Source organism: Streptomyces sp. NBC_01551, from assembly GCF_026339935.1.
Lineage (GTDB): Bacteria > Actinomycetota > Actinomycetes > Streptomycetales > Streptomycetaceae > Streptomyces.
In genome coordinates this window covers 562,329-588,450 of the sequence record NZ_JAPEPX010000001.1, presented here as the reverse complement: position 1 = coordinate 588,450, position 26,122 = coordinate 562,329, and the positions used below count along the sequence as shown (strand labels likewise).

Genomic DNA, 26,122 nt, shown 5'->3' with positions numbered 1-26,122 from the left:
AGGCGGTCGGGACCGAGGCAGTCGGGATCGAGGGGGCCGGGACTGGCGAACCGGTTAATAGACCGGCGGTCTGTTGCCTCTTCCCCGAAGTTAGCAGACCGCCGGTCTGATAACAACAGACCGCAGGTCTGTAAACTGGCGCGGTGACCGTGCCCAAGAAGTTCCAGCGCGCCCGCAGCGAGGAGCAGCGCGCCGCCCGCCGCCAGGCGATCCTCGACACCGCGGCCGACATGCTCGCGGAGATGCCCGTGGCGCAGGTCAGCCTCAACGAGCTCAGCCGCCGCGTGTGCCTGGCCAAGTCGAACGTGCTGCGGTACTTCGAGTCCCGCGAGGACGTCCTGCTGGAGCTCCTCGGCTCCGCCACCCGCGAACTCGTCGCCCATCTGGAGGTCGCGCTGGCCGAGGCCGTCGACCCCGCCCCGCCGGGCGAGCGCGCCGACCGGCTGGCCGGCTGCGTCGCGCGGGCGCTCGCGGACCGCCCCGTGCTCTGCGACCTGGTCAGCGCCCAGGCCGCCGTGCTGGAGCGGAACATCTCCCCGCAGGTCGCCGGCCAGTTCAAGCGGGAGGCCATCGCCAACGCGACCGCCCTCGCCGGCCTGATCGCCGCGAACCTGCCGGAGCTGGGGGAGCGGGACGCCTTCCGCTTCGTCGCCGGGACGGTCATGGTGACCGGCTCCGTATGGGCGCACGCGCAGCCCTCGGCCGCCATGCTCGCCGCCTACGAGGAGGACCCCTCGCTGGCCGTGCTCCGCCTCGATTTCGAGGAGACGCTCCGCGAGACGCTGGAGGTGCTTCTGTCGGGGCTGCTGGCGCGCGCGGAGCGCACGGGTCTGCGATCGTTGGTCGTGGAGAAGCGGAGCGAGGAGTCGTGATGTCCGGAGAGTTCGAGTCGATCGTGGAGATCGACCGTCCCGTCGAGCAGGTTTTCGCCTACCTCGCCGACGGCCGCAACGATCCCGAATTCAGCCCGCGCGTCCAGGAGATCGCCAAGACACCGGACGGCCCCACGGCGGTCGGCACGATCTTTCGCAGCACCGTCAAGGACGCGGGGATGAAGACCGCCCGGGAGTTCCGCATCACCGGATTCGACCCGCCCCGCCTGGTCCGCTGGACCGAGCAGAGCAAGAACATGGTGACGGCGGAGGGCGGCTACGACCTCGAAGCCCTGCCGGGCGGCCGGACCCGCGTGCGCATCTTCAACACCCTCGAAGGGCACGGCTTCGGCAAGCTCCTGGTCGGGCTGGCGCTGTCGGCGGCCCGCAGGGACGCCCCCGACTTCGGCCGCCGCATCAAGGCGGCGGTGGAGGCCTCCGTGCCGGCCTGAGGCGCGGCGGCCCGAAACGGCGGAAGGGCACCGCTCACCACGAGGTGAGCGGTGCCCTTCCTTCCGTCCGTACCTGCTCAGAACCGCCCGGGAACGGTCGGGAGCGGGAGCGGCTTCGGCGAAGCCGACGACTCACGCCGCTCGGCGGGAGCCGGCTGCGTCCGGCACGTCACGTCCTTGGCCGGCAGCTTGCCCGTCGCCAGGTACGCGCTGACCGTCGCGTTCGCGCAGGAGTTGGGGTCCGCGAGGTACACGCCGTGGCCCTCGCCGCCCATCGCCAGCACCATCCGCGAGCCCTTGAGCGAGCGGTGCAGGCCCTGGCCGCTGGCCAGCGGGGTCTGCGAGTCCCACTCGTTCTGCACCGTCAGCACGTTGGCCCGGGTCTTCATGGGCGTGGCCGCCTCGACCGGCCGCTGCCAGAACGCGCACGGCTTGATGTTCGAGGCGAAGTCCCCGTACAGCGGGTACTTGGCCTTGTCCCTGATCGCGTCGCGCCGGTACTGCTCCGGATCGCGCGGCCAGGCGCCGGTGTCCCCGCACACCACGCTCCAGAAGACGGCGGTGCCGTTGTCCGTGGCGGGCTCGGGCGCCTGGAAGGCGCGCTTGACCTCGGAGGTGGCGGTGGCCGGGGTCTTGCCGTCGGCCGCGTCCTTCAGCGACTTGACGAGGGGGGCGGCCTGCGCCGGGTAGAAGAACACCCCGCGTGCGGCCCGGATGTCGTCACCCGTGATCTTCATGTCGTCGAGGACGATCGGGTCCTTGTCGGCCCGGGCCACCAGCGCCCAGAACGTGTCCGACACCGCCTTCGGGCTGTCGCCGAGCTGGAACTCGCCCGACCGCTCGGCGGTCCACTCGGTGAACCGCTTGAACGCCGGCTCGGCCTCGGTCGCCCACACCTGGATCATTCCGCGCCAGATCCGCTGCGGGTCGACCCCGCTGTCGAGGACGAAGCGGTCCGTCCTGTTCGGGAACATCTGCGTGTACACCGCCCCGAGGTACGTCCCGTACGAGTAGCCCAGGTACGAGACCTTCCGCTCGCCCAGCGCGGCGCGGATCGCGTCCATGTCGCGCGCGGTGTTGCGGGTGGTGATGTACGGGAGCACCGCGCCGGCCTTCTCGCGGCACTTGTCGGCGACGGTCCGCGCCCACGCCACGTCGGCCCCGAACGTGGCCTTGTGGTACGGCCGGTCGATGTTCTGCTCGGCGTCCGTCAGCCCGCAGCTGATGGGGCTGCTCTGCCCGACGCCGCGCGGGTCGAAGCCGATGAGGTCGAACTGGTCCCGTACCTCCTTGGGCATCGCCTCGGCCGCCATCAGCGGCAGGTCGAGCCCGCTCCCGCCGGGGCCGCCGGGGTTCATGAGCATGACGCCGTGCCGCTTGGCCGGGTTCTCGCTCTTGATCCGGGATATCGCGAGGTCGAGCTTGCGCCCCTGCGGACGGCTGTAGTCGAGCGGGACCTTGATGGTCGCGCACTCGTACGAGGCCGGAGTGTCGGGGCCGCAACGGTGCCAAGCCGGCTTGTTCGAGCCGTAGTCGGGCGCCGGGGCGGCGGCGGCCTGGGTGGCGGACAGCAGGGGGACGGTGGTGGCGACGAGTCCGGCGGCGGCGAGCAACGGTGCGAATCGCTTCATGCGCACGAAGACCGGGTCCTTTCGGCGGAGGGATGGTCGCAGCCCACCCTGTTGCACGCGCCGCCCGGGCGAATCATCCCGGAGATCTGACCTCGCTCCTCCCCGCGTATGACCTTGAATCCAGACAACTGGCCGACATGCCGACGGTGTTGACTGGTGAACCAAGTGGTCCATTCAGCCAACTGAACCGTTCAGTATTGACAGTGAACCGATGGGTGTAGTTCATTCGGGGCATGGACATCTCCACAGCCGCCGCCCCGGCCGCCACCACGCGCTCCACCGCCCGCGTCGTCAGCCCCTTCCACACCCTCGAAGGCGAGGGCTTCCCGGTCCGCCGCCCCTTCCCTCAGGCCGGACTCCCCTTCGTGGATCCCTTCCTGATGGTCGACCAGGTCGGCCCGCACGTACTCGGCCCCGGCGAGGCCAAGGGCGCGCCGCCGCACCCCCACCGCGGGTTCGAGACGATCCAGTACGTCATCGAGGGCGCGATGGAGGACATCGACTCCGAGGGCCACAAGCGGGTCATGAACCCCGGCGAGGTCCAGTGGCTCACCGCGGGCTCGGGCCTCGTCCACCTCGCCCGTCCCACCCCCGGGCTGCTCGCGGACGGCGGCCCCCAGCACCTGCTCCAGATCTGGGTGAACCTGCCGGCCCGCCTCAAGGCCACCCCGCCGCGGGTCCAGTACGGCTCGCCCGCCGACATCCCCGCGGTCGACACCGGCGAGGGCGCTGAGCTCACCGTGATCACCGGCTCCACCCACGGGGTGACGGGCCCCTTCGACACCCACACCCCCGTGCTCGTGGTGCACGCCCGCCTGGCGGTCGGCGGCCGCGCCGAGTTCACCGTCCCGGCCGGGCACAACGCCATGCTGTACGTGCTGTCCGGCACCGCCGCCACCCCCGACGCCGCGCTGGCCAACGGCCACCTCGCGGTCCTCGGGCAGGACGGCGACCGGTTCGTCGTGTCCGCCCCGGACGAGGCGGCCGAGGTCCTGGTGCTGGCCGGCGAGCCGATCGGCGAGCCCGTCGCCCGCAGCGGCCCGTTCGTCATGAACACCACCGCCGAGCTGCACCAGGCGCAGCTCGACTACCAGCAGGGCCTGATGGGGCGCATCCTGCTGTGACCCCGGGCGGCCCGTGACGTACCGAACGGTTCAGTTCATATACTGAGAGACCCCTGCGAGACCCCCATCAGCGCAGCAGATCCGAAGGACATCCCCGCATGGACGCCGAGACGATGAACGCCACGGACGAGTACGGCATCCCGATCATCCCGGGACCCTCCGACTCGGCCCAGCGCAAGCGGCAGGCGATCATCGACGCGGCCCTCGCGGAATTCCTCTCCGAGGGCTACTCGGCGGCCTCGATGGACGCCATCACCCACCGCTCCGGGGTCTCGAAGGCGACGATCTACAAGCACTTCGGCAACAAGGAGCGGCTGTTCCTCGCCGTCGTCGGCGGCGTCCTGCCCCAGACGTACGCCGGCCTCCAGTGCTGCAGCTCCACCATCGCCCAGGCCCCGGACCTGCGGACGGCGCTGATCAACTTCACCACCGACTGGACCCGGCTGGTGCTGCGCCCCGACATCATGTCGCTGCGCCGCCTGGTCATCGGCGAGATCGACCGCTTCCCGCAGCTCGGCCAGCTCTGGTACCGGGTCACGTACGACATGAACAACGGCCCGCTGACCGAGGCATTCACCGAGCTCGACGAGCGCGGGACGCTGGACGTCCCCGATCCCGCGCTGGCCGTGCAGCAGCTCGTCGCGGCGACCCTCGGCGTACTCCAGCTGGTGCACACCTTCTCGACGGACGCGGAGATCGACGAGGCGGAGCTCTCCCGGGTCGTCACCTCCGGCGTGGACCTCTTCCTGGCGCGCTACCTCAGGTGACCGCCGAGGCCGGCAGCTCCGGGGCGACCGGCGGGGCGTCGGCGGCCGTGGGCAGGGTGAGCACCATGGTGAGCCCGCCGCCGGGGGTGTCCTCGGCGGTCAGGGTGCCGCCGACGGCCTCCGTGAAGCCGCGGGCCACCGCGAGCCCGAGGCCGACGCCGGCACCCCGCGGGGCGTCCCCGTACCGCTGGAACGGCGCGAAGATCCGGTCCTTCGCCTCGTCTGGGACGCCGGGCCCGCGGTCGACGACCCGCAGCTCCACCCGGCCCGGCAGACAACTGGCGGAGACGAGGACGGGCTGCCCGTCCGGGCTGTACTTGACGGCGTTCTCCACGACGTTCGCCACGACCCGCTCCAGCAGCCCCCGGTCGACGGCGACCATCGGCAGGGTTTCGGGGATGTCCAGCTCGACGCTGCCGTCGGGTACGCCGCCCAGGGCCATCGGGACGACCTCGTCCAGGTCGGTCTCGCGGATCAGCGGGACGACGGCCCCGGTGTTCAGGCGGGACATGTCCAGGAGGTTCCCGATCAGCGCGGCGAGCCGGTCGGCGCCTTCCTCGATGCCCTCCAGCAGCTCGGCCCGGTCGGCCTCGGACCATTCGACGTCGTCGGAACGCAGCGAGGTGACCGACGCCTTGATGCCCGCGAGCGGGGTGCGCAGGTCGTGGCTGACGGCCGCCAGCAGGGCGGTACGGATCTTGTTGCCCTCCGCGAGTTCCCGGGCCCTGCCCGCCTCGTCGACCAGGCGCTGACGGTCGAGGACGACGGCCGCCTGCGCGGCGAAGGCGCCCAGCACCCGCCGGTCCTCGGCGGGCAGCACCCGCCCCGACAGGGCGAGGGCCATGTTGTCCCCTATCGGCATGTCCACATCGGCGTCCTCGGGGCGGGCGACCGGACGCGCGCCGACGGCGCCGGCCGTGGTCCACGGCTCCACCTCGCCGGCCCGCTCCAGCAGGGCCACGGACTGCATCGAGAACGTCTCGCGCAGCCGCTCCAGCAGGGCGTCCAGGGAATCCTCGCCGCGCAGGATGCTGCCCGCGAGGAAGGAGAGGATCTCGGACTCGGCCCGCAGCCGGGCGGCCTGGTGGGTGCGGCGGGCGGCCAGGTCCACCACGGAGGCCACCGACACGGCAACCCCGACGAAGATCGAGATGGCGACGATGTTGCGCGGGTCGGAGACCGTGAGCCGGTAGAGCGGCGGTGTGAAGAAGTAGTTCAGCAGCAGGGAGCCGAACGCGGCCGACGCGAGGGCCGGCAGCAGCCCGCCGAGCAGCGCTGCCGCGACCGTGAAGGTGAGGAACAGCAGCATGTCGTTCGCGAGTCCGAGCCCGGGGACGACCTGGTGGAGCAGCAGGGTGAGCAGGGCGGGGCCGACGACACCGGTCAGCCACCCCCAGGCGAGGCGCGAGCGGCCCAGCCGGGCGCCGCGGGCCACCGGCAGACGGCCGCGGCCCCGGGCGGCGGCGTCGTGGGTGACCATGTGGACGTCGAGGTCGGGCCCGGACTCGACGGCCACCGTGGCGCTCACCCCCGGGCCGAACACGTACTGCCAGGGCCGTCGGCGGCTGACGCCGAGGACGATCTGGGTCGCGTTCACCCCCCGGGCGAACTCCAGCAGGGAGTACGCCACGTCATCGCCTATGACGTGGTGGAAGGTGCCGCCGAGGTCCTCGACCAGGGTGCGCTGGACGCCGAGTTCCTTGGGGGACGCGGAGGAGAGGCCGTCGCTGGCCGCGATGTACACGGCCAGCACCTCGCCGCCCGCGCCCTTCTCGGCGAGCCGGGCGGCGCGGCGGATCAGGGTACGGCCCTCGGGGCCGCCGGTGAGGCCGACGACGATCCGCTCGCGGGCCTGCCAGGTGGAGCGGATGTCGTGCTCGCCGCGGTACTCCTGGAGGTACTCGTCCACCCGGTCGGCGACCCACAGCAGCGCGAGTTCGCGCAGCGCCGTCAGGTTGCCGGGGCGGAAGTAGTTGGAGAGCGCGGCGTCGACCTTGTCGGGCTTGTAGATGTTGCCGTGCGCCATCCGGCGGCGCAGGGCCTGCGGCGACATGTCGACGAGCTCGATCTGGTCCGCGCGCCGCACCACCTCGTCCGGCACCGTCTCGCGCTGGCGCACCCCGGTGATGGTCTCCACGACGTCGCCGAGGGACTCCAGGTGCTGGATGTTGACGGTGGTGACGACGTCGATCCCGGCCTGGAGGAGCTCCTCCACGTCCTGCCAGCGCTTGGCGTTGCGCGCGCCCGGGATGTTCGTGTGCGCGAGCTCGTCCACGAGGGCGACCGCGGGCCGGCGCGCCAGCAGGGCGTCCACGTCCATCTCCGTGAAGGTGCTGTCCCGGTACGGGATTTCCCTTCGCGGGGTCACTTCCAGGCCGTGCAGCATGACCTCGGTGCGCGGCCGGTGGTGGTGTTCGACGAAGCCGACGACGCAGTCGGTGCCTCGCTCGATCCTGCGGTGGGCCTCGGAGAGCATCGCGTACGTCTTGCCGACGCCCGGGGCCGAGCCGAGGTAGATCCGGAGCTTTCCGCGTCTCATGTGATGCCGGGTTCTCGTTCTACTCGATTTCCAGTGTCCGTCAGGGTTCGAAGCGGTAGCCCATGCCCGGCTCGGTGATCAGGTACCGGGGATGGGAGGGATCCGCCTCCAGCTTGCGCCGCAGCTGGGCCATGTAGACCCGGAGGTAGTTGGTGTGCTCCGCGTACGTCGGCCCCCAGACCTCCAGCAGCAGCTTGCGCTGGGAGACGAGGTGCCCGGGATGGGCGATCAGCAGTTCCAGCAGGTGCCACTCGGTCGGGGTCAGGCGCACGGTGCGGTCGGCGCGCACCACCTTCTTCGCCGCCAGGTCCACGGTGAAGTCGTCCGTCGTGACCAGGGCCGGCCCGGCGGACCCGGCGGGATCCTCCTGCCGGCGGGTGGCCGCCCGCAGCCGGGCCAGCAGCTCGTCCATGCTGAACGGTTTCGTCACGTAGTCGTCGGCGCCGGCGTCCAGGGCCCGGATCTTCTCCTCGGACGTGTGGCGGGCGGAGACCACCAGGATGGGCACCCGGCTCCAGCCGCGGACCCCCCTGATCACCTCCACGCCGTCCATGTCCGGCAGTCCGAGGTCCAGCAGGATGACGTCCGGCTTGCGGGCGGCCGCGAGCCGGAGCGCGGCGGTGCCGTCGGTGGCCTCTTCCACTTCGAACTTCCGCGCCTGGAGGTTGATCTTCAGCGCGCGTACGAGCTGGGGGTCGTCCTCCACCACGAGCACCCGGGTCATGGGGTGTGCAGCCTTTCCTTCGTTGCGGGCGGATAAGGAACCGGTGGGGCGCGCAGGGCCCGCGCCCCACCGGCTGCTCGTCCGTGGGAAGCGGACCATCAGCTCTTGGTCAGTTCCCTGAGGGCGGAGTTGAGCTCCAGGACGTTGACGCGGGGCTCGCCCATGAACCCGAGGGTGCGGCCCGTGGTGTTGTCCTTGACGAGCTTCTCGACCCGCTTGACGTCGAGGTCGTTCTGTTCGGCCACGCGGTGCACCTGGAGGTCGGCGTAGGCCGGGGAGATGTTGGGGTCGAGGCCGGAGCCGGAGGAGGTGACGGCGTCGGCCGGCACGTCCTGGGGCTTGACCGTGTAGGACTTCGTGGTGTTGTCCGCGATCACGGCTGCCTTGGCGTCCTCGACCAGCTTGACCAGGTCCGGGTTGTCGGCGGCCTTGTTGGTGGCGCCGGAGAGGATCAGGGAGTACCGGGTGTTGACGCTGTTGGATCCGAGGCCGTTGGAGGGGCGCGGCTGGAACCACTTCGGGTCCGGCTTGGCGGCTTCCTCCGGGTCGTCCGGGTTGGCCTTGGGCAGGTTGTAGGTCTGCCCGATCAGGGACGAGCCGATGACCTGGCCGCTCTTGTCCTTGATCTCGGAGCCGTTGGCGTTGTCGTTGAACAGGGCCTGGGCGATGCCGGTCACGGCCAGCGGGTAGAGGACGCCGCAGACGACCGTCAGGACGAGGAGGGCACGCAGGCCGGCGCCGAGGAGGCGGGCGGTGTTGCCGACAGAAGTGTTCATGGCAGGTCAGCCGATTCCGGGAATGAGGGTGATGAGCATGTCGATGAGCTTGATGCCGATGAACGGGGCGATGAGGCCGCCGAGTCCGTAGATGCCCAGGTTGCGGCGGAGCATCTTGTCGGCGCTGGTCGGCTTGTACTGGACGCCCTTCAGGGCGAGCGGCACGAGCGCGATGATGATCAGCGCGTTGAAGACGACCGCGGAGAGGATCGCGGAGTTCGGCGAGTGCAGGCCCATGATGTTGAGCTTGTCGAGGCCCGGGTAGACCACGGCGAACATGGCCGGGATGATCGCGAAGTACTTCGCGACGTCGTTGGCGATCGAGAAGGTGGTCAGGGCCCCCCGGGTGATGAGGAGTTGCTTGCCGATCTCGACGATCTCGATGAGCTTGGTGGGGTTGGAGTCCAGGTCCACCATGTTCCCGGCCTCCTTGGCGGCCGAGGTGCCCGTGTTCATCGCCACGCCCACGTCCGCCTGCGCGAGGGCCGGGGCGTCGTTGGTGCCGTCACCCGTCATCGCGACGAGCTTGCCGCCCGCCTGCTCCCGCTTGATGAGGGCCATCTTGTCCTCGGGAGTGGCCTCGGCCAGGAAGTCGTCGACACCGGCTTCCCGCGCGATGGCCTTCGCGGTGAGCGGGTTGTCACCCGTGATCATGATCGTCTTGATGCCCATGCGGCGCAGTTCGTCGAACCGCTCGCGCATGCCGTCCTTGACGACGTCCTTGAGGTGGATGACGCCCAGGATCCGGGCGCCCTTCTCGTCCTGGACCGCCACCAGGAGCGGGGTGCCGCCGGCCTCGGAGATCCGGTTGGCGAGGAGGTCGGCGTCCTCGCCGACGCGGCCGCCCTGTTCCTTGACCCAGGTGATGACCGAACCGGCCGCGCCCTTGCGGGTCTTCTTCCCGTCCACGTCCACGCCCGACATCCGCGTCTGGGCGGTGAACGCGACCCAGGTGGCCTGCGTCAGTTCGCCCTGGTGGCGTTCGCGCAGCCCGTACTTCTCCTTCGCCAGGACGACGATCGAACGGCCCTCGGGGGTCTCGTCCGCCAGCGACGACAGCTGCGCGGCGTCGGCCAGTTCGGCCTCCGTGGTGCCCTTGACCGGCACGAACTCGGCCGCCTGCCGGTTGCCCAGGGTGATGGTGCCGGTCTTGTCCAGCAGGAGCGTCGACACGTCGCCCGCGGCCTCCACCGCGCGCCCCGACATGGCCAGGACGTTGCGCTGGACCAGGCGGTCCATGCCGGCGATGCCGATCGCGGAGAGCAGTGCGCCGATGGTGGTCGGGATCAGGCAGACCAGGAGCGCGGTGAGCACGATCATCGACTGCTGGGCGTCCGCGTAGATCGCGAACGGCTGGAGCGTGACGACGGCCAGCAGGAAGACGATCGTGAGGGACGCGAGCAGGATGTTCAGCGCGATCTCGTTGGGCGTCTTCTGCCGGGCCGCGCCCTCGACCAGGTTGATCATGCGGTCGATGAAGGTCTCGCCGGGCTTCGTCGTGATCTTGATGACGACGCGGTCGGAGAGGACCTTCGTACCGCCGGTGACGGCGCTGCGGTCGCCACCGGACTCCCGGATGACGGGCGCGGACTCGCCGGTGATGGCGGACTCGTCCACGGAGGCGACACCTTCGACGACGTCACCGTCACCGGGGATGACGTCCCCGGCCTCACAGACGACCAGGTCGCCGATCCGCAGGTCCGTGCCCGGGACCCGCTCCTCGGTCCGGCCGTCCTCGGACAGCCGGCGGGCGACCGTGTCGGTCTTGGCCTTGCGCAGCGTGTCAGCCTGCGCCTTGCCGCGGCCTTCCGCCACGGCCTCCGCGAGGTTGGCGAAGATCGTGGTCAGCCACAGCCAGGCGGTGATCGCCCAGCCGAACCAGTCCGTCGGGTCCTTGATCGCCAAGGCGGTGGTGACCACCGAGCCGACGAGGACCACGAACATGACCGGCGACTTGACCATGACGCGCGGGTCGAGCTTCCTCACCGCGTCGGGGAAGGACTTGATCAGGGCCTTGGGGTCGAACAGGCCGCCGCCGACGCGCCCCGCCGGGGGTTTGTGTCCGGTGGGAAGGTCTTCGTGCGGAGCACGGGTGGGGGTGATGGTGCTCATGAGGCGAGCCCTTCGGCAAGCGGGCCCAGCGCGAGGGCGGGGAAGTAGGTCAGACCGGTGATGATGACGATCGTGCCGACGAGCAGGCCCGCGTAGAGCGGCTTGTCGGTGCGAAGCGTGCCCGCCGTGGCCGGTACGGGCTGCTGCTCGGCGAGCGAGCCGGCCAAGGCCAGGACGAACACGATCGGCAGGAAGCGGCCCAGCAGCATCGCGATGCCGATGGTCGAGTTGAACCACTGCGTGTCGGCGTTCAGGCCCGCGAACGCGGAGCCGTTGTTGTTGGCGCCCGAGGTGTAGGCGTAGAGGATCTCGGAGAATCCGTGCGCGCCGGGGTTGGCCATCGAGTTGCCCGGGGTGGGCAGCGCCATCGCGGCGGCGGTGAAGCAGAGCACCAGCGCCGGGGTGATGAGGATGTAGCAGGCGGCCAGCTTGATCTGGCGGGTGCCGATCTTCTTGCCCAGGTACTCGGGCGTGCGGCCGACCATCAGGCCGGCGATGAACACCGCGATGATCGCCATGATCAGCATGCCGTAGAGGCCGGAACCGACACCGCCGGGCGCGATCTCGCCGAGCTGCATGCCCAGCATGGTGATGCCGCCGCCGAAGCCGGTGTAGGAGGAGTGGAAGGAGTTGACCGCGCCCGTCGAGGTCAGGGTGGTGGCCACGGCGAAGATCGACGAGGCGCCGATGCCGAAGCGGGTCTCCTTGCCCTCCATCGCCCCGCCCGCCGCCTGGAGCGCCGGGCCGTGGTGGGCGAACTCGGTCCACATCATCAGCGCCGTGAAACCGACCCAGATGACGCCCATGGTGGCGAGGATCGCGTAACCCTGGCGCAGGTTGCCGACCATCCGGCCGAAGGTCCGCGTCAGGGCGAACGGGATGACCAGGATCAGGAAGACCTCGAACAGGTTGGAGAACGGGGTCGGATTCTCGAACGGGTGGGCCGAGTTGGCGTTGAAGTAACCGCCGCCGTTGGTGCCCAGCTCCTTGATGACCTCCTGCGAGGCCACCGCGCCGCCGTTCCACTGCTGCGTGCCGCCCATGAACTGGCCGACCTCGTGGATCCCGGCGAAGTTCTGGATCACGCCGCACGCGACGAGGATCAGCGCGCCGATCACCGAGAGGGGCAGCAGGATGCGGACGGTGCCGCGCACCAGGTCCGCCCAGAAGTTGCCGAGCTCACCGGTACGGGAGCGGGCGAAGCCGCGTACGAGCGCCACGGCCACGGCCATGCCGACCGCCGCCGAGACGAAGTTCTGGACCGCGAGGCCGCCGGTCTGCACGACGTGGCCCATGGCCTGCTCGCCGTAGTACGACTGCCAGTTGGTGTTCGCCACGAACGACGCGGCGGTGTTGAACGCCTGGTCCGGGTCGATCGACACGAAGCCGAGCGAGCCGGGCAGGACGCCCTGCAGGCGCTGCAGGACGTAGAGGAAGAGGACACTCACGGCGGAAAACGCCAGGACGCCGCGCAGGTACGCGGGCCAGCGCATCTCGGCCGACGGGTTGGCGCCGATGGCCTTGTATATCCACTTCTCCGGCGTGTAGTGCTTCTCGGAGGAGTAGACCCGGGCCATGTGGTCGCCGAGCGGACGGTATGCCAGTGCGAGCGCGCCGATCAGCGCGAGCAGCTGGAGCACACCAGCGGTTGCGGGGCTCATGTCAGTGCTCAGAACCTCTCCGGGTACACAAGGGCGAGGATGAGGTAACCCAGCAGGGAGACGGCCACGAGCAGGCCGACGATGTTCTCGGCGGTCACAGCTTGGTCACCCCCTTGGCGATGAGAGCCACCAGCGCGAAGACCGCGACCGTGGTGACGACGAAGGCCAGATCGGCCATCGTGAGCTCCTGGATGAAGTGGTGAATGGAATCGGCCGGAGTGGCCGAGTACGAGCAAACCGCGAGCTCAGCGGTGCGTTAAGACTCCTTGACGGGCTCCATACGGGGGCGCCGGAACTCTTGACGCTCCCCTGACGCGGACCCCGCCGCGGCGCCGCCGCGCCCCCCGTGCGGAGCGCGTGAGGCGCCGCCGATCCCCCCGTATGGACCGCCGATCCCCCCGTATGGAGGGCGTGAAGAGTGCGGCAGCGGGCGTATGGATGCCGCCAAGAGTGCTGGGCAGGGCGCCTTCCGGCCTCGACGCTGTTCCTCGACTTTGCCCAATCGGAGGAACCACGTCATGGCCATACACGCAGGCACACCGGACACGGCGCTCAAGGCGGCGGGCACGGAGGAACCCCCTGATATCGGGGCCGACGCCCGTCACAGGCTGACCGCCCTCCAGGGGCTCTGCGCGCTCTCCCTCGACGCGATGGCCTCCGTCGCGTACGGGCCCGAGTCGATCGTGCTGGTGCTCGCGGCCGCCGGGGCGTACGGGCTGGGGTTCACGCTGCCCGTCACGCTCGCGATCGCCGCGCTCCTGGCCGTGCTGGTGGCCTCGTACCGGCAGGTCATCGCCGCGTTCCCGGACGGCGGCGGCTCGTACGCCGTGGCCAAGCGGCACCTGGGGCGGCGGACCGGCCTGGTCGCCGCGGCCTCGCTGATCCTCGACTACGTGCTGAACGTCGCCGTGTCGGTCACGGCCGGCGTGGCCGCCCTGACCTCCGCCTTCCCGCAGCTGTACGGGGAGCGGGTGTGGATCTGCCTCGGCGTCCTCCTCCTGGTCACCGCCGTCAACCTGCGCGGCGTCGTCGACTCGGCGAGGCTGTTCCTGCTGCCGACGGCCCTGTTCGTCGGCTCGATCCTCGCCATGATCACCGTCGGCCTGTTCCGGGACGGCCCGGTCAGCACCACCTCCGCCGCGGGGCACGCCTCCGCACTCGGCGAGGGCGCCACCACCGTCGGCGCGCTGCTGCTCCTGAAGGCCTTCGCGGCCGGCTGCTCGGCGCTGACCGGCGTCGAGGCCGTCGCCAACGCCGTGCCGTCCTTCCGTGCCCCGGCCGCCCGCCGCGCCCAACGCACCGAGGTCGCGCTCGGCGCCCTGCTGGGCGTGATGCTGATCGGCCTTTCCGTCCTGATCGGCCGCTTCCACCTCCAGCCGGTCGAGGGCGTCACCGTCCTCGCCCAGCTCGCCGACGCCTCCTTCGGGCACAACGCGGCCTTCTACGTCGTCCAGTTCGCCACCATGGTTCTCCTCGCCCTCGCCGCCAACACCTCCTTCGGGGGCCTGCCGGTCCTGATGAGCCTGCTGGCCCGCGACAACCACCTGCCGCACCTGTTCGCCCTCAAGGCCGACCGCCAGGTGCACCGGCACGGCGTCCTCGCGCTCGCCGCCGTCTCCGCGCTCCTGCTGGTCTTCTCCGGCGGCGACACCAACACCCTCGTCCCGCTCTTCGCGATCGGCGTGTTCGTCGGCTTCACCGTCTGCCAGGTCGGGATGGTCCGGCACTGGTACGGGGAGCGCCCCGCGCGCTGGCAGGCCAACGCCGCCCTCAACGGGTTCGGCGCGCTCCTGACCGGGGTGGCGGCCGTCGTCGTCACCGCCACCAAGTTCACCGAGGGCGCCTGGCTGATCGTGCTGGCCCTGCCGCTGCTGGTCCTCGGCTTCGAGAAGATCCAGCGCACCTACGCACGCATCGGCGAGCGCCTGGAACTCGGCCGGATCCCGCAGCCCCCGACCCGGGCCCGCTCGCTGGTCGTCGTCCCCGTCTCCGGACTGTCGAGGCTGACCTGCCAGGCCTTGACCGCCGCCCGCTCGCTGGGCGACGAGGTCCTCGCCGTCACCGTCACCCACCCCGCGACCGAGGACCGCAAGAACGCCGAAGCACTGCGCCGCGACTGGGAGCTCTGGAACCCCGGCGTCGCACTCGTCGAGCTCACCTCACCGACCCGCGCCCTGGGCCGCCCGGTCTCCGGCTACGTCCGCGAACTCACCGCCACCCACCCGGACTCCCAGGTCACCGTCCTGATCCCGGAGACCGAGCCCGCGCACCTGTGGCAGCGCCTCCTGCAGAACCAGCGCGGATCCGTCGTCGCCCACGCCGTACGCCGCGACACCGACGCGGTGATCTGCCGACTGCGGTTCCGCATCACCGACGACGCGCGCTGACGGCACGACCCACCACCCCGACCGGACCCCCTCTCCCAGAAGGCCACTCGATGCCCTCCGCTGCCGCCCAGCACACCCCGCCGGGTCTCGGGACCCCGTCGCCGGCCCCCGTGAACCGGCCGTCCCGCAAGCGCCCCGGACCGGCGAGCGTGCTGGAGCCGGCACGCCTGGCGGCCTCGGCCCGCGAGGCGGTGCGCAAGCTCCGGCCGCGCGAACTGGTGCGCAAGCCGGTGCTGTTCGTCGTCGCCGTCGGATCCGCCTGGACCACGCTCTCCGGGCTCCTGCACCCGTCGGTGTTCACCTGGGTGATCAGCGGATGGCTGTGGCTGACCGTGCTCTTCGCGAACCTCGCCGAGGCGGTCGCGGAGGGCCGCGGCCGCGCGCAGGCGGAGTCGCTGCGCAAGGCCCGTACCGACACGGTCGCGCTGCGGCTGAAGCACTGGACGTACGGGACCGACCTGCGCCGCGCCGAGACGGAGACCGTCACCGCGGCCGAACTCCAGCCCTTCGACTTCGTCCTCGTCGAGGCGGGCGGGATGATCCCGGCGGACGGCGACGTCGTGGACGGCGCCGCCATGATCGACGAATCCGCCGTCACGGGCGAATCGGCGCCCGTGCTGCGCGAGTCGGGCGGCGACCGCTGTGGTGTCACCGGCGGCACGACCGTCCTGTCCGACTCGGTCGTCGTCCGGGTCACCTCCCGCCCCGGCCACGGCTTCCTGGACCGCATGATCTCCCTGGTCGAGGGGGCGGCCCGGCAGAAGACCCCCAACGAGATCGCCCTCAACATCCTGCTGGCCGCCATGACGGTGATCTTCGTACTCGTCGTGGTCACCCTCCAGCCGATGGCCGCCCACGCCCGCGCCGCCCAGTCCACGGCCGTGCTCGTGGCGCTGCTCGTCACCCTCATCCCCACCACCATCGGCGCACTGCTCTCCGCGATCGGCATCGCCGGCATGGACCGCCTCGTGCAGCGCAACGTCCTGGCGATGAGCGGCCGGGCCGTGGAGGCCGCCGGGGACGTGAACACCCTGCTCCTCGACAAGACCGGCACCATCACCACCGGCAACCGGGAAGCCGAGCGGTTCTTCCCGCTCCCGGGCGTCGAGCACGCCGCACTGGCCGACGCCGCGCAGCTCTCCTCGCTCGCCGACGACACCCCCGAGGGCCGCTCCGTCGTCGCCCTCGCCGAGCGGTACGGACTGACGGCCCCGGCGGAGCACGAGCTGAGCCATCCGCGCTTCGTGGAGTTCAGCGCCCGGACCCGGATGAGCGGGCTCAACCTGAGCTGGGACAACGGGACCGGCTGCGCCATTCGCAAGGGCGCCGTCCCCCAGATCACCGACTGGGTGACGATGCGCGGCGGCAGCGTGCCGCCCGAGGCCGCCGAGTGGGCCGCGCGGGTGTCGCGGTCGGGCGGCACGCCCCTGCTGGTCGCCGTCCACGACTGGGAGGGCCCGCGCGTCCTCGGGATCATCCACCTCAAGGACGTCGTCAAGGACGGGATCGCCGAGCGGTTCGCGGAACTGCGCCGCATGGGCATCCGTACGGTCATGGTCACCGGGGACAACCCGCTGACCGCGGCCGCGATCGCGCGGGAGGCCGGTGTCGACGAGTACCTCGCCGAGGCCACCCCGGAGGACAAGCTCGCCCTGATCAAGCGGGAGCAGGCGGGCGGCAGGCTCGTCGCGATGACGGGTGACGGAACGAACGACGCCCCGGCCCTCGCGCAGGCGGACGTGGGCGTGGCGATGAACACGGGCACCTCGGCCGCCAAGGAGGCCGGGAACATGGTGGACCTGGACTCCAATCCCGCCAAGCTCCTCGACATCGTCGAGATCGGCAAGCAACTCCTCATCACCCGGGGGGCCCTGACCACCTTCTCGATCACCAATGACGTCGCGAAGTACTTCGCGATCATTCCGGCCATGTTCGCGTCGGCCTTTCCGGGGCTCGGCGCGCTCAACGTCATGGGACTGCACAGCCCCACCTCGGCCATCGCCTCGGCGATCATCTTCAACGCCCTGATCATCGTGGCGCTGATCCCGCTCTCGCTGCGCGGGGTCCGCTACACCCCGGCCTCCGCGCACGACCTGCTGCGCCGCAACCTCGCCGTCTACGGCCTCGGCGGCCTCGTCCTGCCCTTCGTCGGCATCAAGGTCATCGACCTCGTGGTCTCCACCATCCCCGGCCTGGGGTGATGCCCCGCGGCGGCCGCCCGCTACGCCGGGGGAGCGGTTCGCGTTAAAGACACGTCAGGATTCGCTCAGATCCGTGCGCGGACGATCAGAATTCGTACGCTGGCTCGGCCGTCGCGTCGATGGCCGAAACCATGCCGTACGACAGGAGCACCCCACGATGGCCACCCCTGCCCGCACCTCGCGCCTGCGGGCGTGGCTGCTGGAAGGCTTGACCGCCCAGACGAGTTCGCCCGCCGCCAAGGAGGCGGCGGCCCAGCCCCACGGCAGGCCGTGGTGGCGCGTCATGTGCCTGACCGGTCTGGACTACTTCTCCACCCTCGGCTACCAGCCCGGCATCGCCTTCCTGGCGGCCGGTCTGCTGTCGCCGCTGGCGACCATCGTGCTCGTGCTGCTGACCCTGTTCGGTGCGCTGCCCGTCTACCGGCGGGTGGCCGAGGAGAGCCCGCACGGCGAGGGTTCCATCGCCATGCTGGAGCGGCTGCTGACCTTCTGGAAGGGGAAGCTGTTCGTCCTGACCCTGCTCGGGTTCGCGGCCACCGACTTCCTGATCACCATCACCCTGTCGGCCGCGGACGCGACCGCCCACCTGGTGGAGAACCCGCACCTGACCTCCACCCTGCACGGGCACGAGGTGCTGATCACCCTGATCATGATCGCGCTGCTCGGCGCGGTGTTCCTCAAGGGGTTCAGCGAGGCCATCGGCGTCGCGGTGGTCCTGGTGGCCACCTATCTCGGCCTGAACGTCGTCGTGGTGGCGGTGGGGCTGTGGAACGTGTTCGCCGAACCGCAGGTCATCACCGACTGGACGACCGCGCTGACCGCCGAGCACGGCAACGTCTTCATGATGATCGCCATCGCCCTCGTCGTGTTCCCGAAGCTCGCGCTCGGCCTCTCCGGCTTCGAGACCGGCGTGGCGGTCATGCCGCACGTCCACGGCGACCCCGCGGACACCGAGGAGAGGCCCGCCGGCCGGATCCGCGGTGCGAAGAAGCTGCTGACCACGGCCGCAGTGATCATGAGCGTCTTCCTGATCTGCTCCAGCCTGATCACCACCCTGCTGATCCCGGCCGCCCAGTTCGAGCCGGGCGGCGAGGCCAACGGCCGCGCCCTCGCCTACCTGGCACACGAGTACCTGGGCTCTGCCTTCGGCACGGTCTACGACATCTCGACGATCCTGATCCTGTGGTTCGCCGGCGCCTCCGCGATGGCGGGCCTGCTGAACCTGATGCCGCGCTACCTGCCCCGCTACGGCATGGCCCCGCAGTGGGCCCGTGCCCTGCGCCCGATGGTCATCGTGTTCACGCTGATCGCCTTCCTGGTGACCTGGATCTTCAACGCCGACGTCGACGCCCAGGGCGGCGCCTACGCCACCGGTGTCCTCGTCCTGATCACCTCGGCGGCCGTCGCCGTGACCATCGCCGCCCGCCGGGCCGGCGAGCGCGGCTGGACGATCGGCTTCGGCGTCATCTCGGCCGTCTTCATCTACACCACCGCCGTCAACGTCGTGGAGCGGCCGGACGGCGTGAAGATCGGCGCCTGCTTCATCGGCGGCATCATGGCGCTGTCCCTCCTGTCCCGGCTCGCCCGGGTCTTCGAGCTGCGCGTCACGCACGTGGAGTTCGACGACATGGCGCAGCGGTTCATCCGTGACACCGCCAACCGCACCATCCGGCTCATCGCCAACGAGCCCGACAGCCGGGACCTCGACGAGTACAGGCAGAAGAAGGCGCAAATCCGCGCGGACAACGACATTCCGGCCGAGGACGACGTGATGTTCGTCGAGGTCACCGTCCTGGACGCGTCGGAGTTCGAATCCGGCATGCGGGTGCGCGGTGAGGTCCTGCACGACCGCTACCGCGTCCTGACCCTGGAGAGCTCCAGCATCCCCAACGCGCTCGCCGCCCTCCTCCTCCACGTCCGGGACGAGACCGGGCAACGCCCCCACATCTACTTCGAATGGACCGAGGGCAACCCGATGGCCAACTTCCTCCGCTTCTTCCTCTTCGGACAGGGCGAAGTCGCCCCCGTCACCCGCGAGGTCATCCGCGAGGCGGAACCCGACCGCAACCGCCGCCCCCACGTCCACGCGGGCTGAGGCGGGGGAGCACCGCCCGGCGGGCGGCGGGGGCCGGACATGGCCGGATCTCGCCGTGTACATGATCATCGGCTCGTACGGTTGACCGCATGACCGACACCACCGGGGCCGCCGGGGCCCCCACCTTCGTCCTCGTCCACGGAGCCGGCAGCAACGCGTACGGCTGGTCCCCCCTGCTCGCCGAACTCGCCCTGCGCGGACAGCGCGCCGTCGCGGTCGACCTGCCCGGCCACGGCCCCGGCGCGTACCTCCCCGCCTCCTACCAGACACCGCAGGACCCGGAGCGGCTGCGTACGGAGCCCTCCCCGCTGGGCAAGGTGACGCTGGCCGACTTCGCCGAGCACGTCACCGCCGTCGTCCGCCGGGCCCACCGGCTGGGCCCCGTGGTCCTCGTCGGCCAGAGCATGGGCGGCGTGACCCTCAACGCCGTCGCCAACCAGGTGCCCGAGCTGCTCGCGCACCTGGTCTACGTCTCGGCCTTCTGCCCCGCCCGGCGGAAGTCCGCCATGGAGCTGATGGCGGCGCCGGAGGCCGCCGCGAGCATGATCTTCCGGCTTCCCGTCGTCCAGACCGCCCCGGAACTGGGCGTCAACCGGATCAACTGGCGCTCCAACGACCCGGCGCTGCTGGACGCCGCGCGCGAGGCCCTCGCCGCCGACTACCCCGAGCACGAGATCCGGGCCCTGCTCAACATCCTCGAACCCGACGAGGCGGCCTCGATCTCGCCCGCCGACTCCCGGGGCCTGCCCGAGACGTGGGGCCGGATCCCGCGCACCTTCGTGCGGCTCACCGAGGACCGCACGATCCCGCCGGAACTCCAGGACCTCATGATCAAGGAGGCCGACGAGGTCACGCCGCACAACCGGTTCCGCGTCCGTTCCCTCGCGGCCCCCCACATCGGCCCCCGTGACCCGGGCGTCCTCGCCGACGAACTGGAACGCGTGGCCCGGCTGTGCGGCTGATCCCCTACGCGCCGACGTCCCGGCCGCGGAAGTCGTCCAGCGTCTCGCGCCGGACCAGGAGGCGGGCGGCGCCGTCGGCCACCGCGACGACCGGCGGGCGGCCGATCATGTTGTAGCCGGAGGCCATGGAGAGGTGGTACGCGCCCGCCACGGGCACGGCCAGCAGGTCACCGGGCCGGATGTCGCCGGGAAGCTCCACGTCGGCGGCGAGGACGTCGCCCGCCTCGCAGTGCCGCCCGACCACGGTGGCGGTACGGGGCTCCGCGCCGGAGTGGCGGCCGACCAGCCGGGGCGCGTACCGCACCCCGTACAGGGCGGGCCGGGGGTTGTCGCTCATACCGCCGTCCACGGCGACGAACACCCGGTCCCCGGTGTGCTTCACCGAGAGGACGCGGTACAGCGCAACCCCCGCCGGCCCGACGACCGCCCGGCCCGGCTCGACGGCCAGCCGGGGCACCGCCAGCCCGGCCGCCGCACACGCCGAGGCGAGCTCGCCGCGCAGCCCGCGGGCCAGCGCCGTGAGGTCCAGCGCCGGCTCGCCGGGCCGGTACGCGACGCCGTGCCCGCCTCCCATGTCCAGCTCGGGCAGCACCAGGCCGTGGGCGTCCCGGATCCGCGCCATCAGCCCCACGACCCGGCGCAGGGCGGCCACGTACGGCTTGACCTCGGTGATCTGCGAGCCGATGTGACAGTGCAGGCCGACCAGTTCGAGCTGCGGCTGGCCCAGGACCCGGGCGACGGCGTGCTGCGCCGAGCCGTCGGTGAGCGACAGCCCGAACTTCTGGCCGTCGGTGCCGGTCCGGATCTTCTCGTGGCCGCCCGCCGAGATCCCGGGGACCACCCGGACCAGCACCTTCTGATGGCCGCCCGGCCCCACGGCGGCCGCCAGCCGGGCGATCTCGGACGCGCTGTCGATCACGATCCGGCCGACGCCGAGCCGCAGCGCCGCCCCGATGTCGCGCGGCGACTTGGCGTTGCCGTGCAGGACGATCCGCTCCGGCGGGAACCCGGCGGTGACGGCGAGTTCGAGCTCGCCCGCCGAGCACACGTCCAGCCCGAGGCCCTCCTCGTCGACCCAGCGCACCATCGCCCGGGACAGGAACGCCTTGGCGGCGTACATCACTTCGGCCTCGGGGAAGGCGTCCCGGTACGTCCGGCAGCGGGCCCGTACCTCGCCCTCGTCCAGGACGTACGCCGGGGTGTCGAAGCGGTCGGCCACCTCGGCGAGGGACACCCCGCCGACGGCGAGGCCGCCGTGCGGCAGGCGGCTGGTGGACGCCGGCCATATGGACAGCTCGTCCGCGCCCGCGGTGACCTCGGGCAGCGTGGTCATGGTCATTTCGATCCCCTCGCTCTCAGACGGCCCGGCCGGCGTGCGGGACCGGGAGCCGGTCCGGCGCCGGCGCGACCGGGGCCGCCACCGGGGGAGCCGACAGCGTCGGGTCCACGGTGACCAGCCCCGCGCCGAGCGGCTCGCACAGCGCCCGCAGCGCGGACTCCGCCAGCCGGATGTACGCCTGGCCCTCGCCGAGCGTCGCGGCCAGCCGCTCCGCGCGGGTGAAGCCGACGGCCGTACGCATGCCCAGCGGAGTACGGAACAGCCGGATCACCGGCGCTCCTCCGCTCCCCGGCCGGACGGGCACGAACAGCGGCCCGGCCGGGATCCGTTCTTCGGGCTCGGGGTCGTCGGCGTACTGGAACAGACACATGGGGCCCTCCCTGAGGAACCACGATCGACTGATGGCGCCTGAGGCGCGCCACCGAAGCTATGCCCGACCCCGGCCGCTGCGCGCCGCCTCCTGACGCCACCTTGACGGCGAAGGCCCGAGTCCATACACGTCGCTGACGGCCCGCGCCCCGCCGGATCAGGGACGCGTCAGGATGTGCGGACGCGGCGTCAGAAGACCGTCAGCGAAACCGCCCCGGGGCCGCTTCCCGCCGTTCCATGGGAGGCGTCGTACGAACGCGGAGCGGGGAGGGGTCGGGACGGTGCGAGCGAGAGTCGTGGTGGGGACGGGCGGATCCCTCGGGAGCCTGGCGGCACTGCACCGGGCGGCCGCCGAGGCCCGCGCCCGGGACGCGGAACTGTGGGTGGTGCTGGCCTGGCAACCGCCCGGCGGAGGACTCGGCGGCCGCGGCTCCTGCGGCCTGTCCGTCCTCGACGGCTGCCGGTCCGTGGCGGTCGAGCGGCTGCGGGAGATCCTGGGGACCGCCTTCGGCGAGCGCCCGCCGGGGGTCACGCTGGCCGGGCTGACCGCCCGCGGCACGCCCGGCGCCGCGCTGGTCGACGCCGTCCACGACCCGGGCGACCTGCTCGTCGTCGGCACCGGCTCACGCGGGCCGCTGCTGCGCGCGCTGGCGCCCTCGGTCGCCCGGTACTGCGTCGCGCACGCCCCCTGCCCCGTCCTGGCGGTGCCGCCCAGCCCGCTCCAGGCCGACCTGGCCGCCGTACGCCGCCGCAACGCGTGGCGGATGCCGCTGGACGCGCGGGAGCTGGCCCGGTGAACCCCGCACCCGAACCGGCGCCCGCGCAGGACCGCGGCTGGGCGGGCGACGCCCGCGCCGCGACCGGCCTCGCCACCCTCTTCCCGGCGCTGCTCCTGGCCGTCGACACGGCGGCCGGCTCCGCCGACTGGCGCCGCGTCGTGGTGTGGACCGCGCTCGGCCTCGCCCTGTTCCTCGTCCTGTGGCCGACCCGCGTCCGCGCCGTCCCGGGCCTGCTCACCACCCGGGGCCTGGTCCACCGCCGCCGCGTCCACACGGACCGGCTGGCCTCGGTCGCCTGGCACGACGGGGTCGCGCAGCGGCTCGTGCTGCGGGACATCGACGGCAACCGCCTCGAAGTCGACCCCCGCGTCCTGGCCGCGAACCCGCCGTTGTGGCACGTCCTGGACCGGGACATCCACACCAGCCTCGCGCGCGGCACGATGCGCGAGGGCCTCGTGCCGCTGCGGCGCCTGTGCCGGCTGATCGACCGGGAGACGGCACACACGGTGTTCCGGGCGTCGGGTCTCGCGTAGGGGCGCGCACCCTCACTCGGCGGGAACGACCTTCCCGTTCCGGATGACGAAAACCGACCCCTTGTTGTAGGGCACGGTCCTGCGCTCGAGGTTCGCGAGGTCCTTGGGCGTCAGACCGTACTTGCGGCTGCGCGCGTTGATCGTGGTGTGCCACCGGTTGTGGGCCACGGTGTCCATCAGGACCAGATTGCTCGTCTCATTGGGGAACCGTCCCGGGAATCTGTGCGCGAATTCCAGGGGGACGATGTGATGCACCTGATAATTCTCACCCGGCTGATGTCCCGTCCCACCGGTGGCCCTTTTCCATTCGGCGGCCGCGTCCGTGCGCAGCCTCTTCTTCATGGCGTCGTTGAGCGGTTGGCGCTCGGCGAGGTGCTCCATGATCAGGGAGCGTTCTTCGTTGGTCAGAGGCAAGGTGAGGCGCCCGTCGGCCGAGGCGAGCTTGAATTCCTTCGCTCTGCGCTCCGCCCTTCTCGCGGCCTTTTCCGCCGTGTCGGCGGCCTGTTTCCCGCCGGGTGCCTTGGCGCCCTTGGTACCCGGCGGAGCCTTCGGCGACAGCGGTTTCGCGGGCGCCGTGGCGCCCTTCGGCGGGGGGACCACCTTGAGCGCGGGGGGCTTCTTCGGCGGGGTCTTCGCGGCCGTGGTCGGGGTGTGCGCGGGAGGCGGCGCGTTGACCGCGATCTTCTGCTCGACCTGCTGTGCGGCTTGTTCCTCGACCTGCTCCTCGGTGGCCCGGGCCGCCGGCTGGACCCCGCTCTGGGGGTGCGGCTCGGGGGCTTCCGGCCGCCCGCCCGGCTCGGTGGCGGCCTTGGGGGCGGGCTCCTTCACGGTCTCGCCCGTGCGCAGCGGAACGTCGTTGTCGTTGACCGCGCCCCCCGGCGTGGAGCGCCCGCGCTTCGGCGCCGCCGACGGCTTCGCGTGCGGCTTGCCCGGGCTGCCCGGCTTGCCCGCCCTGCCCGGACCCGGGAGCTTGGGCGCCAGCTTCGGGGCGAGCTTCGGCGCCGTCGTCTCCCCCGCGTGGAGCGCCGCCGCCGCCTCCAACCGGGTCACCCGGCCGAGCACCTTGCCCAGGAACTCCCGCAGGCGTGTCATCAGCGCGCGGAACGGCCCGAGGATCCTGCCCAGGCCCTTGAGCGTGTTGAGCGCCCCTTCGATCAGCGCGCCGATCGCGTTCTCCACGGCGGTGATGGCCTTGCCGATCTCGGCGAGCGCCTCCGCCCCGCGGGCGAGCACGGGGCAGACACGGCCGATCTCTCCCGCGATCTTGGTGACGGCGTTGCCGACGCCCTCCGTGAACAGCGCGATGAGCAGGTTGCCGATGGCCGAGCCGACGGCCTCTCCCACGTCGTAGCCGATGCGCTCCGGGTGCGTGTGGAAGATCGCCTGCCGCGCCCGGGTCGCCTTGGAGGTGAGGGCGCTGGCCGCACCGGCCTTCTCGGCCTCGGTGTGGTTCGTCAGGATCTGCTGCGCCGTCTCGGGCGCGGCGGCCGGCTTGTCCTCGTCCTTCTCGGAGATCGCCGCGACGACGCGCCGGGCTCCGGTGCGGCCGGCCTCCCCTGCCTTGCGTACCGCCACGGCCTGGAGGCTGCCGAAGAAGAAGAGCTCCTCCGGGTGCTCCTTGATGGTGTCGATCAGCGACTCGATCAGGTGCTGCTTGAAGTTCTCGTACGCCCCGACCAGGCCCGTGACCTCGTCGATCAGGTCGATCTCGCCCTTCAGGACTCCGGTCGCGAGCTTCCCGCCGAACGCCTGTAGCTGTTCGAGCAGCACGCCGATGCCCAGGAGGTCGGTCAGCGGGCTCACGAGGCCCGCGGCCGCGCCGGCGTAGTACGCCGCGATCATCTTCTCCTGGTTGCCGCGCTTGGCCAGTTCCATGGCGCCGGCGTGGATGTCGGACCTGGTCTTCGGGTCCTGGATCTGGCGGTCCAGCTCCGCGAAGAAGCCGGTCACGGCGGCCTTCAGCATCTGCTGCTGCAAGCCCGACCCGACCGCCACACCCGCGAGCTCGTCGACCACCAGGTCGCCCCAGAATCCGAGGGAGTCCGGCTTCTCGGGGGCCTGCTCCTGGGTCTGCTCCCCGGCCGGTACACGCGCCACCCCGACCGCGGACCCCTCCGTGACCCGCGCCCCGCCCGCGCCGTGCGCCAGCCGGGAGGCGCTCGCGCCCGCCGCCCGCTCCGTACGGTCCGACCCGGCGGGCGCGGCCCCGCCGCGCGCTTGCTGGACCGTGTGCGTCAGCTCGTGGGCGAGCAGTGCGCGGCCGGCCGCGTCGGCGGGCCGGTACTCGCCGGCCGCGAAGACGATGTCCTGGCCGACGGTGAAGGCCCTGGCCCGCAGCGCGTTCGCCGACTGGCCGGCGGCGGTGGAGGTGTGCAGCCGGACCCCGGACAGGTCGGCGCCCAGATGCGACTCCATGCGCGCACGCAGGGAGGGGTCGAGCGGCTGCCCCTCGGCGCTCCGCGCCTCCTCGCGCAGGTACGCGCCCACCGCGCGGTTCCCGGCGCCGGACGCCATCAGCCGGGCCAGCCCGGGCGAGGCCCCCGGGCCCTGGGGGATCTCGGAGGTCCCGGGGGTCTCCCACGTCCCCGCCCGCGCCTTCGACGGTCCCCGCGGCGCCCGCCTCTCGCGGTGGGTACCGGTCCGTGGGTCGCACTGTCGTACGCGCTCGGCCATGAGGGTTACCCGCTCGGGGTTGATCTTTATTGATCATTTTCAGTCTAGGTTGCCCGCATATGTGCCGCAATCCACGCATTGTCCGGACCAAGGTCCCCTGCCCTGGTCCGTTGGCCGCGACCGGCC

The 26,122-nt window shown here is 71.6% G+C and carries 20 protein-coding genes; 10 read left to right on the top strand and 10 right to left on the bottom strand.

What is annotated here, in order from left to right:
• Positions 1–149: 149 nt before the first annotated feature.
• Together OG982_RS02475 and OG982_RS02470 are read left to right on the top strand one after the other, a co-directional pair.
• Complete coding sequence (locus tag OG982_RS02475; RefSeq protein ID WP_266792259.1) at positions 150–872, top strand: TetR/AcrR family transcriptional regulator; 723 nt, start codon at positions 150–152, stop codon at positions 870–872.
• Positions 872–1,324: an SRPBCC family protein gene (locus OG982_RS02470; RefSeq protein ID WP_266790149.1), complete on the top strand. Its 453-nt coding sequence runs from the start codon at positions 872–874 to the stop codon at positions 1,322–1,324. Before OG982_RS02475 ends, OG982_RS02470 begins: the two co-directional genes overlap by 1 nt.
• Before the next feature lie 77 nt (positions 1,325–1,401).
• Here the strand turns inward: OG982_RS02470 and OG982_RS02465 are convergent, their stop codons facing one another.
• Positions 1,402–2,955 (bottom strand): alpha/beta hydrolase, encoded by a 1,554-nt coding sequence (locus tag OG982_RS02465; protein ID WP_266949849.1) that lies wholly within the window; start codon positions 2,953–2,955, stop codon positions 1,402–1,404.
• 233 nt (positions 2,956–3,188) lie between these two features.
• On the opposite strand from OG982_RS02465, the gene OG982_RS02460 reads away from it, so the two are divergent.
• Entirely contained in the window at positions 3,189–4,079 is an 891-nt protein-coding gene (locus OG982_RS02460) for a pirin family protein (protein WP_266947816.1), read from the top strand.
• 98 nt (positions 4,080–4,177) lie between these two features.
• Entirely contained in the window at positions 4,178–4,846 is a 669-nt protein-coding gene (locus tag OG982_RS02455; RefSeq protein WP_266790153.1) for a TetR/AcrR family transcriptional regulator, read from the top strand.
• Here OG982_RS02455 and OG982_RS02450 read toward each other — a convergent pair.
• The 6 genes from OG982_RS02450 to kdpF all read right to left on the bottom strand — a co-directional run bounded on the left by OG982_RS02450 (position 4,839) and on the right by kdpF (position 12,756).
• Positions 4,839–7,385 (bottom strand): ATP-binding protein, encoded by a 2,547-nt coding sequence (locus OG982_RS02450; protein ID WP_266947814.1) that lies wholly within the window; start codon positions 7,383–7,385, stop codon positions 4,839–4,841. The genes OG982_RS02455 and OG982_RS02450 overlap by 8 nt on opposite strands.
• 40 nt (positions 7,386–7,425) lie before the next feature.
• Entirely contained in the window at positions 7,426–8,109 is a 684-nt protein-coding gene (locus OG982_RS02445; RefSeq protein ID WP_266947812.1) for a response regulator, read from the bottom strand.
• Between the two features lie 98 nt (positions 8,110–8,207).
• Positions 8,208–8,885, bottom strand: a complete 678-nt coding sequence (locus tag OG982_RS02440) for a potassium-transporting ATPase subunit C (RefSeq protein ID WP_266947811.1) — start codon at positions 8,883–8,885, stop codon at positions 8,208–8,210.
• A gap of 6 nt (positions 8,886–8,891) precedes the next feature.
• Positions 8,892–10,997, bottom strand: a complete 2,106-nt coding sequence (gene kdpB / locus OG982_RS02435) for a potassium-transporting ATPase subunit KdpB (protein WP_266790161.1) — start codon at positions 10,995–10,997, stop codon at positions 8,892–8,894.
• Positions 10,994–12,658: a potassium-transporting ATPase subunit KdpA gene (kdpA, locus tag OG982_RS02430; RefSeq protein ID WP_266947810.1), complete on the bottom strand. Its 1,665-nt coding sequence runs from the start codon at positions 12,656–12,658 to the stop codon at positions 10,994–10,996. The genes kdpB (OG982_RS02435) and kdpA overlap by 4 nt, the downstream gene beginning before the upstream one ends.
• Before the next feature lie 8 nt (positions 12,659–12,666).
• Positions 12,667–12,756 (bottom strand): K(+)-transporting ATPase subunit F, encoded by a 90-nt coding sequence (gene kdpF / locus OG982_RS02425; RefSeq protein WP_266790164.1) that lies wholly within the window; start codon positions 12,754–12,756, stop codon positions 12,667–12,669.
• A 420-nt stretch (positions 12,757–13,176) separates the two neighbouring features.
• Here kdpF and OG982_RS02420 point away from each other — a divergent pair, with 420 nt between their 5' ends.
• The 4 genes from OG982_RS02420 to OG982_RS02405 all read left to right on the top strand — a co-directional run bounded on the left by OG982_RS02420 (position 13,177) and on the right by OG982_RS02405 (position 20,303).
• On the top strand, positions 13,177–15,045 hold the full coding sequence (locus OG982_RS02420) for an APC family permease (RefSeq protein ID WP_266947808.1): 1,869 nt from the start codon (positions 13,177–13,179) through the stop codon (positions 15,043–15,045).
• Positions 15,046–15,095: 50 nt separating this feature from the next.
• On the top strand, positions 15,096–17,246 hold the full coding sequence (gene kdpB, locus OG982_RS02415; protein ID WP_266947807.1) for a potassium-transporting ATPase subunit KdpB: 2,151 nt from the start codon (positions 15,096–15,098) through the stop codon (positions 17,244–17,246).
• A gap of 157 nt (positions 17,247–17,403) precedes the next feature.
• Entirely contained in the window at positions 17,404–19,341 is a 1,938-nt protein-coding gene (locus OG982_RS02410) for an amino acid transporter (protein WP_266790170.1), read from the top strand.
• Positions 19,342–19,430: 89 nt separating this feature from the next.
• Positions 19,431–20,303, top strand: coding sequence for an alpha/beta fold hydrolase (locus OG982_RS02405; protein ID WP_266790171.1), 873 nt, complete (start codon positions 19,431–19,433; stop codon positions 20,301–20,303).
• A gap of 4 nt (positions 20,304–20,307) precedes the next feature.
• On the opposite strand, the gene lysA is transcribed toward OG982_RS02405, so the two are convergent.
• Together lysA and OG982_RS02395 are read right to left on the bottom strand one after the other, a co-directional pair.
• The gene (gene lysA / locus OG982_RS02400; RefSeq protein WP_266947806.1) at positions 20,308–21,642 is read right to left on the bottom strand and encodes a diaminopimelate decarboxylase; all 1,335 of its coding nucleotides are present in this window, start codon (positions 21,640–21,642) and stop codon (positions 20,308–20,310) included.
• A 16-nt stretch (positions 21,643–21,658) separates the two neighbouring features.
• Entirely contained in the window at positions 21,659–22,012 is a 354-nt protein-coding gene (locus OG982_RS02395) for an SAV_915 family protein (protein WP_266947804.1), read from the bottom strand.
• Between the two features lie 280 nt (positions 22,013–22,292).
• On the opposite strand from OG982_RS02395, the gene OG982_RS02390 reads away from it, so the two are divergent.
• Together OG982_RS02390 and OG982_RS02385 are read left to right on the top strand one after the other, a co-directional pair.
• Complete coding sequence (locus tag OG982_RS02390; RefSeq protein WP_266947803.1) at positions 22,293–22,808, top strand: universal stress protein; 516 nt, start codon at positions 22,293–22,295, stop codon at positions 22,806–22,808.
• Entirely contained in the window at positions 22,805–23,323 is a 519-nt protein-coding gene (locus tag OG982_RS02385) for a hypothetical protein (protein WP_266790179.1), read from the top strand. The genes OG982_RS02390 and OG982_RS02385 overlap by 4 nt, the downstream gene beginning before the upstream one ends.
• Positions 23,324–23,335: 12 nt before the next feature.
• On the opposite strand, the gene OG982_RS02380 is transcribed toward OG982_RS02385, so the two are convergent.
• The gene (locus OG982_RS02380; RefSeq protein WP_266947802.1) at positions 23,336–25,837 is read right to left on the bottom strand and encodes a DUF4157 domain-containing protein; all 2,502 of its coding nucleotides are present in this window, start codon (positions 25,835–25,837) and stop codon (positions 23,336–23,338) included.
• Positions 25,838–26,122: the final 285 nt, after the last annotated feature.

What these genes read in the sequence shown, in the direction of transcription:
- OG982_RS02380 (WP_266947802.1), bottom strand. Translation starts at nt 25,837, where the DNA reads ATGGCGTCCGGCGCCGGGAACCGCGCGGTGGGCGCGTACCTGCGCGAG.
- OG982_RS02440 (WP_266947811.1), bottom strand. Translation starts at nt 8,885, where the DNA reads ATGAACACTTCTGTCGGCAACACCGCCCGCCTCCTCGGCGCCGGCCTG.
- OG982_RS02405 (WP_266790171.1), top strand. Translation starts at nt 19,431, where the DNA reads ATGACCGACACCACCGGGGCCGCCGGGGCCCCCACCTTCGTCCTCGTC.
- OG982_RS02465 (WP_266949849.1), bottom strand. Translation starts at nt 2,955, where the DNA reads ATGAAGCGATTCGCACCGTTGCTCGCCGCCGCCGGACTCGTCGCCACC.
- lysA (WP_266947806.1), bottom strand. Translation starts at nt 21,642, where the DNA reads ATGACCATGACCACGCTGCCCGAGGTCACCGCGGGCGCGGACGAGCTG.
- OG982_RS02410 (WP_266790170.1), top strand. Translation starts at nt 17,404, where the DNA reads ATGGCCACCCCTGCCCGCACCTCGCGCCTGCGGGCGTGGCTGCTGGAA.
- kdpA (WP_266947810.1), bottom strand. Translation starts at nt 12,658, where the DNA reads ATGAGCCCCGCAACCGCTGGTGTGCTCCAGCTGCTCGCGCTGATCGGC.
- OG982_RS02460 (WP_266947816.1), top strand. Translation starts at nt 3,189, where the DNA reads ATGGACATCTCCACAGCCGCCGCCCCGGCCGCCACCACGCGCTCCACC.
- OG982_RS02445 (WP_266947812.1), bottom strand. Translation starts at nt 8,109, where the DNA reads ATGACCCGGGTGCTCGTGGTGGAGGACGACCCCCAGCTCGTACGCGCG.
- OG982_RS02395 (WP_266947804.1), bottom strand. Translation starts at nt 22,012, where the DNA reads ATGTGTCTGTTCCAGTACGCCGACGACCCCGAGCCCGAAGAACGGATC.
- OG982_RS02450 (WP_266947814.1), bottom strand. Translation starts at nt 7,385, where the DNA reads ATGAGACGCGGAAAGCTCCGGATCTACCTCGGCTCGGCCCCGGGCGTC.
- kdpB (WP_266790161.1), bottom strand. Translation starts at nt 10,997, where the DNA reads ATGAGCACCATCACCCCCACCCGTGCTCCGCACGAAGACCTTCCCACC.
- OG982_RS02470 (WP_266790149.1), top strand. Translation starts at nt 872, where the DNA reads ATGTCCGGAGAGTTCGAGTCGATCGTGGAGATCGACCGTCCCGTCGAG.
- OG982_RS02455 (WP_266790153.1), top strand. Translation starts at nt 4,178, where the DNA reads ATGGACGCCGAGACGATGAACGCCACGGACGAGTACGGCATCCCGATC.
- kdpB (WP_266947807.1), top strand. Translation starts at nt 15,096, where the DNA reads ATGCCCTCCGCTGCCGCCCAGCACACCCCGCCGGGTCTCGGGACCCCG.
- OG982_RS02420 (WP_266947808.1), top strand. Translation starts at nt 13,177, where the DNA reads ATGGCCATACACGCAGGCACACCGGACACGGCGCTCAAGGCGGCGGGC.